The sequence below is a fragment of the Actinoplanes sp. TBRC 11911 genome (genome assembly GCF_012933445.1).
GTDB lineage: Bacteria > Actinomycetota > Actinomycetes > Mycobacteriales > Micromonosporaceae > Actinoplanes.
Window position 1 is genome coordinate 272,400 of sequence record NZ_JABBNC010000004.1, and the last position, 14,549, is coordinate 286,948.

Here is a 14,549-nt window from a genome sequence, read left to right on the forward strand (position 1 = left end):
AGAAGAATCAGGCGTGCGCGGCCCAAGTCTCGAACATCGCCGCATAGCGACCGCCCAGCGCCAGAAGTTCCGCGTGCGAGCCGGATTCCTGGATGCCCCGGTCGTCGACCACGATGATTCGGTCGGCGCGCATCGCGGTGGACAACCGGTGCGCGACCAGGATCGCCGACCGGCCCTCGAGCAGCGCGTCCAGCGCCGCCTCCACGCGCAGCTCGGAGGCCAGGTCGAGATTGGAGGTGGCCTCGTCGAGCACCACCACCCGCGGCTCGGCCAGGAACGCGCGGGCCAGCGCGAGCAGCTGCCGTTCGCCGGACGAGACCGACTGGCCGCGCTCGTGCAGCAGCGTGTCCAGCCCCTCGGGCGAGCGTTCCACCAGCTCGCGCAGCCCGACCTCGTCGATGGCGGCCCACACCTCGGCGTCGGTGGCGTCCGGGCGGGCGAAGGCGATGTTGTCGCGGAACGTGCCGGCGAACAGGAACGGCTCCTGCGGGACGACCCCGATCTGCCGGCGAAGTGATGCCAGGGTCACGTCCCTCAGGTCGTACCCGTCAATTCGGATTTGTCCAGATTGCGGATCGTAGAAGCGTGTCACCAGCTTGGCCAGCGTGGACTTCCCGGCCCCGGTCGGTCCGACGCAGGCGACGGTCTCACCGGGGGCGATCCGCAACGAAATATCCGTCAAAACCGGTCGGTCGGGCAAATATCCGAAGCTCACGTGGTCGAAGACGATCTCGCCCTGCACCGGCGGCAACGTCACCGCGACCGGCGACTCGCGCACCGACGACGGCGTGTCCAGCAATCCGCGGATCTTCCCGATCGCGGCCTTGGCCTGCTGATACTGCGTGTAGAGCGTGACCAGCTGCTGCACCGGCGCGAAGAACGCGTTGATGTAGAGCACGAACGCGGTCAGCACCCCGATGGTCAGCTCACCCTTGAGTACCAGCCGCCCGCCGATCAGCAGCAACACGGCCATCGCGATGAGCCCGATCACCGACGTGCCCGGACCGTAGATCGCGTTGATCCGGCCGGTCCAGTTGTTCGCGTCCTTGTACGCCCCGACCACCTCGCGGTGCGCGATGACGTTGCGTTCCTGCCGGTTGTGCGCGGTTACCGTGCGTACGCCGTTGAGGCTCTCGCCGAGGTCGGCGTACATCGCGGCGATCGTGTCCCGCTGCAGGTTGTAGCCCTTGTCGGAGACGTTGCGGAACCAGAGCGACACGGCCGCGAGCGGCGGGATGACCAGCAGCAGCGTGATCAGCGCCAGCTCCACGTTGTAGTGGAACAGCACCACGGTGACCACGACCATGGTCAGCGCCTGGATGAGGAACTGGGCGAACCCGTCCTGCAGCAGGCTCTGGATCGACTCCACGTCGGAGGTCATCCGGGTCATGGTGACCCCGGCCTTCTCCTTCGTGTAGTAGTCCAGGCTCATTCGCTGCAGGTGCGCGAAGATGCGGACCCGCAGGTCACGCGTGACCTGCGCGGACAGCGCGCCGCCGTTGCGGATCCGGACGCGGGTGGCCAGACCGGTGAACACCACGGCGGCGAGGAACGCCACGGTCGCGACGACCAGCGTGCGCACGTCGCGCTTGGCGATGCCGTCGTCGATGCCGATCTGGACCAGGTACGGCCCGGCCTGCAGCAACAGCGTCTCGACGATGATCGCCAGCAACGCGGAGACCAGCAGGGCGGGCCGGCCGAGCAGGATCCGGCCGATCGAGACCCGCGGGCCGGAGTCGCCGATCGGGTCGAAGGGTGCGTCCGGGTCGCCGTGCTCCGGTTCGATCGCCTCGAGCTGGTGCACGCGGTCGACCAGGTCGTCCGGGATGCCGCTGAACGGCAACCCGTTGCCGCTCTTGCCGGCCGCGCCGACCGACGGCCGGCCGTTGACCTGGAAGCCGCCGAAGCCACCACCGAACATGCTCATCGTGCGACCTCCTGTCCGATATCGAGCGAGTCGATCTCCTCGGCCTCTTGCGAGGCCAGGACCTGCGCGTACCGCGGTTCGGTAGCGAGCAGGCCCTCGTGCGTGCCGTCGGCGATGACCTTGCCGTGTTCCATCAGCACGACCCGGTCGGCCAGGCTGATCGTGGACAGGCGGTGGGCCACGATCATGGTGGTACGCCCGCGCATCTGGTCCCGCAGCGAGGAGTGGATGCGCTGCTCCACCGTCACGTCGATGGCGCTGGTCGCGTCGTCGAGGATCAGCAGCGGCGGGTTGACCAGCAGCGCCCGGGCGATCGCGACGCGCTGCCGCTGGCCGCCGGACAGCGTGTAACCGCGCTCGCCGACCACCGTCTCGTAGCCCTCGGGCAGGTGCCTGATGAACTGGTCGGCCCCCGCGGCCACGGCGGCCGCCTCCACCTGCTGCCGGGTAGCCTCGGGACGCCCGTACGCGATGTTGTCGTGAATGGAAAGCGAGAAGAGGAAGGGCTCGTCCGGCACGATGCCGACCTGGTCGCGCAGGGAGGCGAGCCGCAGGTTGCGGACGTCGTGGCCGTCGATCGCCACCCGGCCGCCGGTCACGTCGTAGAACCGCGCGGCGAGCCGGCCGAGCGTGGACTTGCCGGAGCCGGTGCCGCCCACCACGGCCACCGTCTCACCGGGCCGGATGTGCAGGTCAAGGCCGTTCAGGGCGACGGTCCCGTTGGGGTACGCGAAGGTGACGTTCTCGAACGCGAGGTCGCCGCGCAACGGCACGTCGATCGCGTCCGGCGCGTCCACCACGTCGTTCGGGGTGTCGAGGATCTCGTAGATCCGCTTGGCCGACGCCGAGGCCCGCTGGCCCAGGTTGATCATCAAGCCGAGCAGGCGGAACGGGGGCTGCAGCATCAGCACGTACGAGTTGAAGGCGACGATGGTGCCGACGGTGGTGTGTCCGTTGATCACCATGTACCCGCCGATCAGCAGCACCAACGCTAGTCCGAGGCGGGGCAGGTTCTCCAGCAGCGGCGTCCACTTGCCGCGGATCTTGGCGTCCTGCTGGTACGCCCACTGGACCTTGTCGGCGCTCTCGGCGAGCGAGCGCAGTTGCCGCCCCTCGGCCGCGAACGACTTCACGATGCGGACGCCCTGGATGTTCTCGTCGGTGACCATGGCGACGCCGGCCAGCCGCGACTGGATCATCCAGGAGATCGGGAAGATCGACTTGCGCATGGTGATGCCGAGCAGCGCGACCAGCGGCATGGTGGCCATCGCGACCAGGGCCAGCGGCACGTTGATCGAGAGCATCAAGACGAACGCGACCACCGCGATCAGGCACTGCACCAGGATCGACGGGCCGAACGTCAGGTACATCTGCACGGATCGGATGTCCGAGGCGGACCGGGACATCAGCTCGCCGGACTGGATGCGGTCGTAGAAGCCGAACGGCATCCGGGCCAGGTGCGCGTACATGATGTTGCGCAGGTCGTACTCGAGCTCGTACGCCGTCCGCAGCAGATAGAACCGCGCGATGAAGTTGACCACGCCTTGGGCCAGGGCGAAACCCACGATCAACCAGACGTACGTGCTCAGGTTCGCGGTGTGGGCGTCGATGGCACGGTCGATGCCGACCCGGACGAGGTTGGGGATCTGCACCTGGATGACCAGGCCCGCGAAGGACAGGACGAGGGACGTTATCAGCAGCCCACGATGGGCCTTGACCAGCGGCAACGCGCGGCGAAGCCAGCTCTTGCGGGCATCCGGGTCGATGGACGCCTTAGGGGCGCGGCGACTCAAAAGCGCCTCCTTGGGTAGTTAGCCAGGCTAACGATACTCGGCAACTATCGGTTCGGCTTACGTGATGAGGGACACCCTCCGGCGCGCGTACCGTCTAAGTTGGACCGCGTGATCCCGCGACGGTCGTTCGCCTGGAAGCCGGTGACGGCGGTCGCTGTCCTGGTCGTCCTCCTGCTGCTCCCGCTCTCGTCGCGGTACGACTACCACCGCGACGAGCTGTATTTCCGGATCCTCGGGCGGCACCTCCAATGGGGGTACGTGGATCAGCCGCCGCTGGTGCCCCTGCTGAGCAGGATGAGCATCGCGGTGTTCGGCGACTCGCTGTGGGCGATCCGGGTGCCCGGCGCGCTGCTGCTCGCCGCGATGGCGTTCCTGACCGCGTTGATCGCCCGCGAGGTGGGTGGCGCGGCGGTCGGCCAGACCCTCGCCGCGTCCGCCGTGTTCGGGACGTTTCCGCTGGTCGGCGGCCACGTGGGAAACACGCAGCTGCCCGACCTGCTGGCCTGGCTCGGCGTGCTGTATTTCCTGCTGCGGGTGCTGTTGCGCGGGTCGGAGCGCTCGTGGCTCGGGGTGGGGGTGGTGACCGGGCTCGCGCTCTACGCCAAGTTGCTGATCCCGCTGCTGCTGATCTGCCTGTTGCTCGCTCTGCTGGTGGTCGGGCCGCGGCGGGTGCTGCTGAGCCGGTGGCTGCTGGCGGGCGCCGGGCTGGCCGTGCTGATCGGCCTGCCGAACATCCTCTACCAGGTGTTCAACGACTTTCCGCAGGCACACATGGCGGACGCCATCGCCGCGGACAAGGGGACCGATTCGCGGATTCAGCTGCTGCCGTTCCAGCTCATCCTGATCGGGCTCGCGCTCGTGCCGGTGTGGGTGGCCGGGTTCGTCACGCTGGTGCGCGATCCGCGGTTGCGAGCGGCGCGGAGCATCGCCGTGGCGTACCCGATCATGGTGGTCCTGGTGTTTGTGACCGCCGGCCAGCCGTACTACCCGATCGGGCTGGTCCTCGGGTTGTTCGCGATCGGGGCGGTGCCGGTGGAGCGGTGGATGGCGGGGCGTGCGGGCCGTCGTGTGCTGCTCGGCGTCGCGGTCGGCGTCAACCTGGTCATCTCGGTCGTGTTCGCGTTGCCGGTGCTGCCGGTCTCGCAGGTCGGTTTCATCGCGGCGGTGAACTCGACGGTCGCGGATCAGATCGGCTGGAATGTGTACGTGCGGCAGGTCGCCGCGGTGTACACCGCCCTGCCGGCCGACGAGCAACAACGGGCCGTGCTGTTCACCTCCAACTACGGCGAGGCGGGCGCGCTCGATCGCTACGGCGCCGCGTACCGGTTGCCGGCCGTTTACAGCGGACACAACGAGCTGTGGAACTACGGGCCGCCGCCGGATTCCCGTACGGTCGCGATCGTGGTTTCGCAGGCGCCCGCGGCCGAGGTGAACGCGACGCTGGGGCGGTGTGATCTCAAGGCGCAGCTCGACAACGGCCTGGGCATCGAGAACGAGGAGCCGGACGGCGCGATCTACGTCTGCCGCAACCTGCCGGCCCCGTGGCACACGTTGTGGCCCGGCTTGCAGCACTACGACTGAGCCGGAGCATGATCACGAAATGATCGCGGAACTCGACGTGCTCTCGGCGCTGGCCGACCCGACCCGCTGGCGGATGCTCAACGAGATCGCCGAACGGGGCCCGACGACCGCGACCGTGCTCGCGACCGGCCTGCCGGTGAGCCGCCAGGCCGTGGTCAAACACCTCGGGGTGCTGGAACGCGCCGGTCTCGTGACGAGCCGGCGCGCGGGCCGGGAGATGCGCTATTCGGTACGCGCCGAGCAACTCGACGCCACCGCCCGGTGGATGGCGGAGGCGGCCAACCGCTGGGACGTCCGGCTGGCGGCGCTCGCGGCCCTAGCGCCGCCGGGGGATTTTCCGGGTTTCGGGCGGGGAATCTCTTAGGTGCGAAACGGTAGCGACGATGCTCTCGGTGTAACCAGCACCGACGCGTCGGGGGGCGTTCGTCATGAAGGCAATCGCGGTCGTAACGGCGGGCCTCGGACTGAGCATGATCATGCAGTCGGCGGCGCCGGCGCGGGCGGCGGGCGAGCGCGGGGTGTCCAGCCTCATCGCGTACGTGCGCGGCGGGGACCTGTACGTCAGCAAAGGTGCTGCTGAGACGCGGCTTACCAAGGGTGGCGGGTTCGCGCGGCCGCGCTGGTCGCCGGACGGGAAGCAGCTCGCCTATCTCAAGGCGGGGCAGTTGTGGGTCATGCGGGCGGACGGGACCGGGCAACGGCGGCTCACCGATCGATCCGCCGCCGGGCCCTCGTGGTCGCCGGACGGCAAGTGGATCGCCTTCGCCTCGTTGTCCTGCACTGGTGGGCCCGGCGTCTACCGGATCTCCTCGGCGGCCGGGAAGGCGCAGCCCGGGGTGCTCTTTCCCCGCGACTGCCGCGAACAGCCGCTGCCCGAGGCCCCCAGTGCGCCGGCGCCGCGGGTGAGTGGCCAGCTCACCGAGCGGCTGCGTACCGACGACGCGGTGGCCTGGTCGCCGGACGGCGGGCGGGTCGCGTTCCGGGGCGGGGACTGCGAGTCGATCTTCGATGCCTGTCTGAGCGTCGGGACGGTCGGGTCGGGTGCGGAACAGACCGTCGCCGCGTACGGGGGTGGGGGTCGCCAGAATCAAGGCTTCGCCGTGGTGCCGAGCTGGCGCGCGGACGGGAAGAAGCTCGCCTGGACGGCCTATCAGAAGGGCGAGACCGCGGCCGACAACGAACCCGTGCATCTGGTCGAATACGACGTCGCCGGGCGCACCAAGCGGACCGTCGGAGGCGTACTGGATCGGGAGATGGCGTATCTGGACGCCCGCCGGGCCGTGGTGACCGGGCAGGTCAACGGCGGTTCCTGGGTGGTGATCGTCGGCCTCGACGACAAGACGCGGGTGCCGTTCCACGCGGGCTCACAGCCGAGCGTGCAGCCCACCACGGGAAAGTAGAATCGGGGCCGCGATGAACGAGACCGCGGCACACCCGCCCATCCGCACCTTCCACCCTCGCCGCGGCCGGATGAGCTCCCGGCACGCCGACGCGCACGCGGCGCTCTGGCCGGCGTTCGGCCTGCCGGTGACCGACGGTGACCGTACGCCGCTGGACCTCGCCACGCTCTTCGGCCGGTCGGCGGCGGTGGTGCTGGAGATCGGTTTCGGGATGGGTGATGCCACCGCGGCCGCCGCGCGGGCCGATCCCGGACGCGACTATCTGGCCGTCGAGGTGCACACGCCGGGCATCGGCAATCTGCTCGCGCTGATCGGTGAGCAGGGCTTGGCCAACGTACGCGTCGGGCACGGCGACGCCATGGAACTGGTGCACCGGCTGGCCCCGCACACGCTCGACGCCGTGCACGTGTTCTTCCCGGACCCGTGGCCGAAAGCCCGTCACCACAAGCGCCGCCTGATCAATCCGGGCAACGTCGCGCTGCTGCGGGAGCGGCTGCGGCCGGGTGGACTGCTGCACTGCGCCACGGACTGGCCGGAGTACGCCGCCGCGATGATCGAGACGCTGGACGCCGATCCCGGGCTGGCGGCGGCGGGGGAGGACCGGACCGGTCGCCCGGAGACGAAGTTCGAACGGCGGGGCCTCGACGCCGGCCGGCCGATCAGCGATCTGCGATATCGACGCGTACGTTAGCAATTCTCCGGTTTTCCCTGATCAGCCCCTTTACGCTGGGTGTCTAGGAGGGGGCCATGCGGCGAGATGCCGGACGATCGGGGGGAAGCCGGTTGGCCGGGCCGCCCGGCGGCCTGCCGGGGCTGCTGGACGCCGGCCCGGAGCGGGATCGCGGCGTCCTCACCAGCGGTGCCGCCGACCAGCTCGCCGCCCTCGTGGCCCGGGCCGCGAACGCCCCGGTCGGACTGATCTACTTCGTGCAGGGCGATCACCTGCGGCTCTACGGCGGGTGGGGGCTGTCCGTCGCGTGGGACGCGGTCGCCAACACCGAAAACGAACGTTCGCTCGCCGGCGTGGTGATCGACATCGACGGGCCGCTGGTCATCGACGACGTGCGCACCGACGAGCGGGTGCCTGCCGGGTCACCGATCCTGACTGACGGCATCGCAGGGGCATACATCGGACATCCCGTACGCGATCGGACCGGCACCATCCTCGGCATCTGCTGTGCCTTCGACCGTCAGCCCCGTGCCTGGACGCCCGAGGACGTGACCTCGGTGGCGGAGGCCGCGCAGGTGGCCACGCTGCTGATCACCGAACAGTTGTCCCGGTACGAGATCGACCAGCAGCGGCGCTTCCTCGACGCGGTGCTGGACAGCCTGCACGACGGGGTGACCGCGTGCGACGCCGAGGGGCGCGTCGTCTTCGTCAACGAACGGATGCGGCGTCTGTGGGGCGAGTCGTTCCCGGAGGGGCTGGCCGACGGCGCCGGGAACCCGCTGAGCCGCGACGACATGGCCCTGTTTCGGGCGCTGCGCGGTGACGACCTGCGCGACGAGGAGGTGGTGCTGCGCAGCGGACCGGCCCGGCACACCCGCCACTACCTGGTGGACGCGCACCCGATCGTCGGTCCCGGCGGCAGCACCGCCGGCGCGGTCCAGGCCGTGCAGGACGTGACCCGGCGCCGTCGCGTGGAACGGTTCCGCACCTGTGAGCTGGCCGTCACGAAAGCGCTGGCCGACGCGGCAAACATCGCCGAAGCCGGGCCGCTGGTGCTGGAGGCGGTGGTCAGCACGCTCGACTGGGTGCACGCCGAGCTGTGGCTGGTGGACGAGACGTCGAGCGTGATCCGCTCGGCCGCGCGGTGGAGCGCACCGGGCTGGCAGAGCGACATCGACGTCCCGGCCGAGCTGCCGTTCGGCCAGGGCCTGGCGGGTCGCGCCTGGCAGGCCGGCAAGCCGCTGTGGATCCGCGACGTGGGCCGCCCGCAGAGCCTGATCTCGCCGGAGACCGCGGCCACCTCCCGGCTGCACGCGGCTCTGGCCATCCCGATCCGCGAGGGTTTCGAGTCGCTCGGCGTGCTCACCGCCTTCACCGACACGGTCGAGGAGCCGGAGGACGAGCTGCTCGCGCTGATGTCCGGGATCGCCGCCCACATCGGACAGTTCGTGGAACGGCGCGTGGTCGAGGACCTGCAGCGGCAGCTCAACCGCAGCAAGAACGAGTATCTGGCGTTGATCGGGCACGAGCTGCGTACCCCGCTCACGTCGATCAGCGCGTACACCGAACTGCTGCGCGAGGCGGACGAGGTCACCCTGGTTACCGACGGCCCGCGGCTGCTCGAGGTGATCGAACGCAACACGTCGCAGCTCCGGCACATCATCAACGAGCTGCTGGAACTCTCGGCGCTGGACGCCGGCCACGCCGACGTGCAACTGATGCCGATGGACCTGGCCGAGGTGGTGCGCGACTCGCTGGCCAAGGCGCGCGAGGCGGTCAACGGTGCGCCGCTGCTCATCGAGGACGAACTGCCCGACGAGCTGGTGCTGCACGGCGACCGCAAGCGGCTCCGGCAGGTGGTGGACAACCTGCTCGGCAACGCGGTCAAGTACAGCCCGGACGGCGGGCGCATCGCGGTCACCCTGCGGGTCAGCGGCCGGGCCGCGGAGCTGGCGGTCTCCGACTCCGGGGCGGACGTGCCGGCCGACGAGCGGGAGATGATGTTCACCGGCCTGTACCGGACCAGCCGGGCGCGGGACGCGGCGATCCCGGGCACCGGTCTCGGGCTGACGCTGAGCCGTGCCGTGGTCACCCGCCATCACGGCAGCATCGAACTCGTCGAGCAGAAGGAACAGGGGTCGACGGTCGTGGTGCGGTTGCCGATGGACGCCCGTTGACGGTGTGACCCTGTTCACGGTGGCGTCTCCGGAGCAGGATGACCTGCATGACCACGTTCTATGCGTCGCCGCTCGACGCGGCGAATGCTCCCGCTGAACAACTGGCCTACGTGCACCAGACCCGCCTGCAGGGCGGCGACGCCAGCTCCGACTCGTACTGTTTCCCGTCGGCGTGACCGGCGGACAGCTCGCCGCACTCGCGGCGCTCGGCGCGTTCCACGGGCTCAACCCGGCGATGGGCTGGCTGTTCTCGGTGGCCCGCGGCATGCAGGAACGCTCCCGCAGGGTGCTGCTGATGTCGCTGCCCCCGATCGCGGCCGGCCACCTGGCGTCGGTCGCGATCGTGGCGGCCATCGTCTCGGCGACCGAGTCGGTGCTGGCCGCGAACGTGGTCGGCATCGCCGGCGGGTTGCTCCTGGTCGGGTTCGGGCTGTGGCGGCTGCTGTCCGAGCGGCACTTCCGCTGGGCCGGGATGCGGCTGTCGACCGCCCAGTTGGCGGGCTGGTCGTTCCTGATGTCCTCGGCGCACGGTGCCGGGCTGATGCTGTTGCCGGTGCTGGCGACCACGACGGTCGCCACCCACATGGACCATTCGATGCCCGGGGCGCCGCTGGCCGGAACCCCGGTCGCGGCCCTGACCGGGCTGTCCGCGGCGGGGGTGCACACGCTCGCGATGTTCACGGTGATGGCGGGTTGCGCGGTGATCGTCTACGAGTTCGTCGGGGTGCGGTTTCTGCGGCGGAGCTGGTTCAACATGGACAAGCTCTGGGCCGGGGTGATGGTGGGGGCGGGGGCGTTGACGATCGCCTTCAGCGCGTAGATCCACCGGCGGGTGCCCCCACTGGCGGTCGGAAAAGCCACGAACCTGGCGAATCACATCAGCCAGCCGGGCCAGGTCGGCGTGGGCCCGCTCCAGCGCGCGGTGCGTGGCGCGCCTGCCGTGGCCTGCGCGGTTGTGACACGTTGGCGGTCCCCAGCCCATCGCAGCCGCCGGCCACACCCGTGACGCGCACACGCCCGCTTTCGCCGCCGCACAAATCCGATATTTCCGGCGTGTGGACTGAGCGGTTTTCCGTGGCAGCCACGCCACGCAGCCCTCTCAACATCAAGCGCCGTCTTATTGCCTTTGTCCGGTTGGGAAGCCCTAGTGCGGGGCTGCGCGGTTCGACTTTTCGCGACCTTGGAGAGTTATTTGCGCCCTGAACAGCGAAGGAGCTGGTTGATGTAGCTCTGGTGTTGGTGCTGTGCGGGAGATGAGGGATGTTGGCCCCTCGGAGCCGCCCGTTCGGGGGGAGGCTTCAAACCACCACATGCTGCGTTGGCTGAAGACCGTCGTGGTGAGCGATGTGGAAAAGGCACACGTGATGTGTCAGGTGGGGATCAGGAAGACGATCGTTGTTGAGGTGTCGTTATCCAATGAAGTGGCATCAAAACCGGGGGTCGTAACTTCTTCCGGGATGAGTCTGGCGGGTGCCCGATTTCTTGGCCAGGCGGTGTCCGGCATGCATGGCGACGTGAGCCTGGTCTGCTGCTCTCGTATGGAACTGGGGAAGGCGTGTCCGGATACTGACGTCGCTGCTGGTGGGCGGGGGTCGATAGGGAGTGTCTCAAGCGGCTGGTAACCGTGAGGGATTGAGTACCGTGGCTGGGCACGCTGGCGGACCGACTCGTAGTAGTGATGAAGGCCGTTGTAATGGCGGTTGAGCGAAGGGGTCGGGTCGTCCGTGGTCTTTTCGTGTGGCCAACCGATGTTCTCGGGATGAGCTGCGGGGAGGGGCAGAAGTCGGCGGGAGGCGGTAGCTAGGTCTCTTGCTGATCAGGGCGACAGGAGCCGTATGACGGGAGACTGTCACGTACGGATCTGTGAGGGCCGGAGGGTGAGATTCCCTCCGGCTACTCGGCGGCTCGTGACGCGCACACGCCCTCTTTCGCCGCCGCACAAATCCGATATTTCCGGCGTGCGGACTGAGCGGTTCTCCGTGGCAGCCACGACACGCAGCCCTCTCAACATCAAGCGCCGTCTTATCGCCTTTGTCCGGTTGGGAAGCCCTAGTTCGGGCTGCGCGGTTCGACTTTTCGCGACCTTGGAGAGTTATGGCTCGTATGTGGGCGTAACTCTCCAAGGTCGCGAATTCAGCGGAAAAACGCTAGTCACAAAGGCCGTAGAGGTGGACAAAAACACTGTCCTCTTCGGACGATCGTCCATGATGCGGACACTTTTGGTCGGATAGTGAGACGGCGATGCGAGCGCGGCGCATCCGTCGCGACGAACGTCTGGCGAGGATGTGAGCCGGCCTCGTACATCGGAAATATCGGATTTGTCCGGCGAGGGAAGACGGCATGATCATCTTTGGCGTTGGCGTTGGCGTTGGCGTTGGCGTTGGCGTTGGCGTTGGCGTTGGCGTTGGCGTTGGCGTTGGCGTTGGCGTGGGCGTGGGCGTGGGCGTGGGCGTGGGCGTGGGCGGTTGGTGTTGGGGTGGGCCTGGTGGGTGGCGGCGCGAAAGTGTCGTACCCCGCTGGCAGCATCGGGGCATGGAGAACACCGTGTTGCGCGAAGTGGTTGGGCCCTGGTCGCTGGCGACCAGTCGGGCCTTTTGGGAAGGGTTTGCGCCGGCCGCGCTGGGGGATCAACGGGACGCTGAGCTGCGTACGGTCTTTCGGGTTGATGCCGACTGGTCGCGGGCCGCTGTGGCGGTCCGGCAGGAGGGGGCGAGGGCGCGGATCACGGTGAGCGGGGACGGGGATCTCGATGCCGCGGCCGCGCAGACCGCCCGGTTTCTGTCGCTTGACGTCGATGCCCGCGGGTGGGCGGCCGTCGGGGCGCGCGATCCGGTGATCGGCGGGGCGCAGGCGGAGCTGCCGGGGTTGCGGCCGTGCGGGTTCCACTCGCCGTATGAGGCGGCGGTCTGGGCGGTGCTGTGCCAGCGCATCCGGATCACGCAGGCCGCGCGGCTCCGCGAGGGGCTGATGGCCGACGGCGTGCTGCCCGAGCCGGCGCGGCTGCGGGGCGCCGAGCTGGATCTCCCCGGTCGCAAGCCTGAATTCCTGCGGGCGGTTGCCGATGCGGCGCTCGACGGGGTGCTCGACGGCGAGAGCCTGCGCTGGCTCGACCCCGATGCGGCGGTCGAGCGGGTGCGAACGGTGAAGGGGCTCGGGCCGTTCGCCGCCGAGCTGGTTGTGCTGCGCGGGGCCAACCACCCGGACGGGTTGCCGCAGCACGAGCGCCGGCTCGATGCCGAGGTCGCCGAGCGTTATGGCGGTGGGACCACGCTCGGTGACGTTGCCGAGGCGTGGCGGCCCTTCCGTACATGGGCGGCCGTCCATCTGCGGATCCTGCGGGAACGCCGCACCGGGGAGATCGGCGGGCCGGCGTCGTGACGGTGGGACGGGGGCCTGTAATCGGGCGCACATGAACCGCCGATCTTGCCGGGCCGTTTGGTTAGCAACGAACGCTGCCGGGGGGTTTAGCGATGAATTTTGTTCTGGTACACGGTGGATGGCTGGGCGGTTGGTCCTGGGATCGCGTCGCGTCGGATCTGCGCGAGCGCGGCCACCAGGTGTTCGCTCCGACCTTGACGGGTTCGAGTCTCACCGAGATCGGTGACCGGCTGGTCGAGGCGATCCGGCGGGCGGGCCTGCGCGACCTGGTGCTGGTGGGGCACAGTGACGGCGGGCCGGTGATCCAGTACACGGCGGACCGGCTGGCGAACATCACACAGCGGGTCGTCTTCGTGGACGCCTGGGTGCTGCACGACGGCGAGGCGATCCACGACGTGCTGCCCGATCCGCTGGTCGAGCACAATCTCGCCGCGGCCGAGGTCAGTGACTCTGTGCCGATGGAGCCCGCGGTGTGGACGGGCTACTACACGAACGGCGGCACCGACGAGGACGAAGTGGACCGGCTGGTGCCGATGCCGATCGGCTGGCTGACCGAGCCGATCACGCTGCCGTGCTTCTGGAACAGCGCGTTCCTCTCGGGGTACGTGCATCTGAGCGACGACCGTTCCGGGCCGTTGCATCTGTTCCGCGAGATGGCGCGCCGGCTGGGCAGCCCGCGCACGGTCGAGTCCGTCGGCCCGCACGAGGCGATGCTGACCCACCCGCGCGAGCTGGCCGACGCGCTGCTGGACGCGGCGGGCCTGGTCCCCGCCACGGCCACGATGAGGCACGCGCCCACGAGCGCCGCCGCGACACGGGCGGCACATGAGACCGCCGCCGCGCGGGTGGGGGTCATGCCTGAGACTGTCTGACATGGCTCTGCTGCGGTGCTCCTTCTGGTCCGACGTGCTGGAACTCGGCACCTCGATGACGGTGCTGTTACCCGAGGCGAGTGACGCCCCGCCGCCCGTGCTCTACCTGCTGCACGGGCTGAGCGACGACGACACCGCCTGGACGCGGTTCACGTCGATCGAGCGGTACGCGGAGGAGAAGGGCCTTGCCGTGGTCATGCCGCAGGTGCACCGCAGCTTCTACGCGAACGAGACGTACGGGCTGAAGTTCTGGGACTTTCTGGCCGACGAGCTGCCCGCGACGGTGGGCCGGTTCTTCCGGGTGTCCGAGCGGCGGGCGGATACCTACGTGGCGGGGCTGTCCATGGGCGGCTACGGGGCGTTCAAGTGGGCGCTGCGCCGTCCGGAGCGCTTCGCCGCGGCGGCCAGCCTGTCGGGGGTGCTCGACGCGGCGTACGCGCAAGAATTTGATCTGCGCCCGCACATGCGTGAGGTGGCCGCCCGGGTCTTCGCCGGGCGGACGGTGGCGGGCAGCGACGAAGACCTGCTGCACCTGGTCGAGACCGCGGACCCGGCGACGCTGCCGCGGCTGATGCTGCGCTGCGGCACCGAGGATCACCTGCTCGCGCAGAGCGAGCGGTTCGTGACGGCGTGCGCGAAGAACGGGGTCGCGCTGGATTCGGGATTCGGGCCGGGCGACCACCGATGGGCGTACTGGGACGCTCAGATCCAGACGGTCCTGGAATGGATGCGGCCCGGCGCCTGAGGCGCC

The 14,549-nt window shown here is 69.3% G+C and carries 12 protein-coding genes; 10 read left to right on the forward strand and 2 right to left on the reverse strand.

The window, feature by feature from the left end; translation table 11 throughout:
* Window positions 1–7: 7 nt before the first annotated feature.
* Together HH310_RS08925 and HH310_RS08930 are read right to left on the reverse strand one after the other, a co-directional pair.
* Complete coding sequence (locus HH310_RS08925) at window positions 8–1,927, reverse strand: ABC transporter ATP-binding protein (protein WP_169174955.1); 1,920 nt, start codon at window positions 1,925–1,927, stop codon at window positions 8–10.
* Window positions 1,924–3,720 carry an ABC transporter ATP-binding protein gene (locus tag HH310_RS08930; protein ID WP_169174956.1) on the reverse strand — a complete coding sequence of 599 codons (1,797 nt, stop codon included), beginning with the start codon at window positions 3,718–3,720 and terminating at the stop codon, window positions 1,924–1,926. Before HH310_RS08930 ends, HH310_RS08925 begins: the two co-directional genes overlap by 4 nt.
* Before the next feature lie 108 nt (window positions 3,721–3,828).
* On the opposite strand from HH310_RS08930, the gene HH310_RS08935 reads away from it, so the two are divergent.
* The 10 genes from HH310_RS08935 (at window position 3,829) to HH310_RS08980 (ending at window position 14,543) form a co-directional block, all read left to right on the forward strand.
* Window positions 3,829–5,301, forward strand: coding sequence for a glycosyltransferase family 39 protein (locus tag HH310_RS08935; RefSeq protein WP_312033923.1), 1,473 nt, complete (start codon window positions 3,829–3,831; stop codon window positions 5,299–5,301).
* A gap of 19 nt (window positions 5,302–5,320) precedes the next feature.
* Complete coding sequence (locus HH310_RS08940) at window positions 5,321–5,665, forward strand: helix-turn-helix transcriptional regulator (protein WP_169174957.1); 345 nt, start codon at window positions 5,321–5,323, stop codon at window positions 5,663–5,665.
* 64 nt (window positions 5,666–5,729) lie between these two features.
* The gene (locus tag HH310_RS08945) at window positions 5,730–6,701 is read left to right on the forward strand and encodes a PD40 domain-containing protein (protein WP_169174958.1); all 972 of its coding nucleotides are present in this window, start codon (window positions 5,730–5,732) and stop codon (window positions 6,699–6,701) included.
* Window positions 6,702–6,714: 13 nt separating this feature from the next.
* Complete coding sequence (gene trmB, locus HH310_RS08950; protein WP_169174959.1) at window positions 6,715–7,392, forward strand: tRNA (guanosine(46)-N7)-methyltransferase TrmB; 678 nt, start codon at window positions 6,715–6,717, stop codon at window positions 7,390–7,392.
* 56 nt (window positions 7,393–7,448) lie between these two features.
* Window positions 7,449–9,548 carry a PAS domain-containing sensor histidine kinase gene (locus HH310_RS08955; RefSeq protein WP_169174960.1) on the forward strand — a complete coding sequence of 700 codons (2,100 nt, stop codon included), beginning with the start codon at window positions 7,449–7,451 and terminating at the stop codon, window positions 9,546–9,548.
* 47 nt (window positions 9,549–9,595) lie between these two features.
* Window positions 9,596–9,724 (forward strand): selenium-binding family protein, encoded by a 129-nt coding sequence (locus HH310_RS43645; RefSeq protein ID WP_248293808.1) that lies wholly within the window; start codon window positions 9,596–9,598, stop codon window positions 9,722–9,724.
* Window positions 9,721–10,368, forward strand: a complete 648-nt coding sequence (locus HH310_RS08960; RefSeq protein ID WP_169174961.1) for a hypothetical protein — start codon at window positions 9,721–9,723, stop codon at window positions 10,366–10,368. Before HH310_RS43645 ends, HH310_RS08960 begins: the two co-directional genes overlap by 4 nt.
* A 1,712-nt stretch (window positions 10,369–12,080) precedes the next feature.
* Complete coding sequence (locus tag HH310_RS08970; RefSeq protein ID WP_169174962.1) at window positions 12,081–12,926, forward strand: DNA-3-methyladenine glycosylase; 846 nt, start codon at window positions 12,081–12,083, stop codon at window positions 12,924–12,926.
* Window positions 12,927–13,018: 92 nt separating this feature from the next.
* Window positions 13,019–13,798 carry an alpha/beta fold hydrolase gene (locus HH310_RS08975; protein WP_169174963.1) on the forward strand — a complete coding sequence of 260 codons (780 nt, stop codon included), beginning with the start codon at window positions 13,019–13,021 and terminating at the stop codon, window positions 13,796–13,798.
* A 1-nt stretch (window position 13,799) separates the two neighbouring features.
* On the forward strand, window positions 13,800–14,543 hold the full coding sequence (locus HH310_RS08980) for an alpha/beta hydrolase family protein (RefSeq protein WP_169174964.1): 744 nt from the start codon (window positions 13,800–13,802) through the stop codon (window positions 14,541–14,543).
* Window positions 14,544–14,549 lie beyond the last annotated feature (6 nt).

Bases quoted from the DNA above. Each gene is read 5' to 3' on its own strand.
- HH310_RS08955 (WP_169174960.1), top strand. From the start codon at position 7,449: ATGCGGCGAGATGCCGGACGATCGGGGGGAAGCCGGTTGGCCGGGCCG.
- HH310_RS08980 (WP_169174964.1), top strand. From the start codon at position 13,800: ATGGCTCTGCTGCGGTGCTCCTTCTGGTCCGACGTGCTGGAACTCGGC.
- HH310_RS08975 (WP_169174963.1), top strand. From the start codon at position 13,019: ATGAATTTTGTTCTGGTACACGGTGGATGGCTGGGCGGTTGGTCCTGG.
- HH310_RS43645 (WP_248293808.1), top strand. From the start codon at position 9,596: ATGACCACGTTCTATGCGTCGCCGCTCGACGCGGCGAATGCTCCCGCT.
- HH310_RS08940 (WP_169174957.1), top strand. From the start codon at position 5,321: ATGATCGCGGAACTCGACGTGCTCTCGGCGCTGGCCGACCCGACCCGC.
- HH310_RS08970 (WP_169174962.1), top strand. From the start codon at position 12,081: ATGGAGAACACCGTGTTGCGCGAAGTGGTTGGGCCCTGGTCGCTGGCG.
- trmB (WP_169174959.1), top strand. From the start codon at position 6,715: ATGAACGAGACCGCGGCACACCCGCCCATCCGCACCTTCCACCCTCGC.
- HH310_RS08945 (WP_169174958.1), top strand. From the start codon at position 5,730: ATGAAGGCAATCGCGGTCGTAACGGCGGGCCTCGGACTGAGCATGATC.
- HH310_RS08925 (WP_169174955.1), bottom strand. From the start codon at position 1,927: ATGAGCATGTTCGGTGGTGGCTTCGGCGGCTTCCAGGTCAACGGCCGG.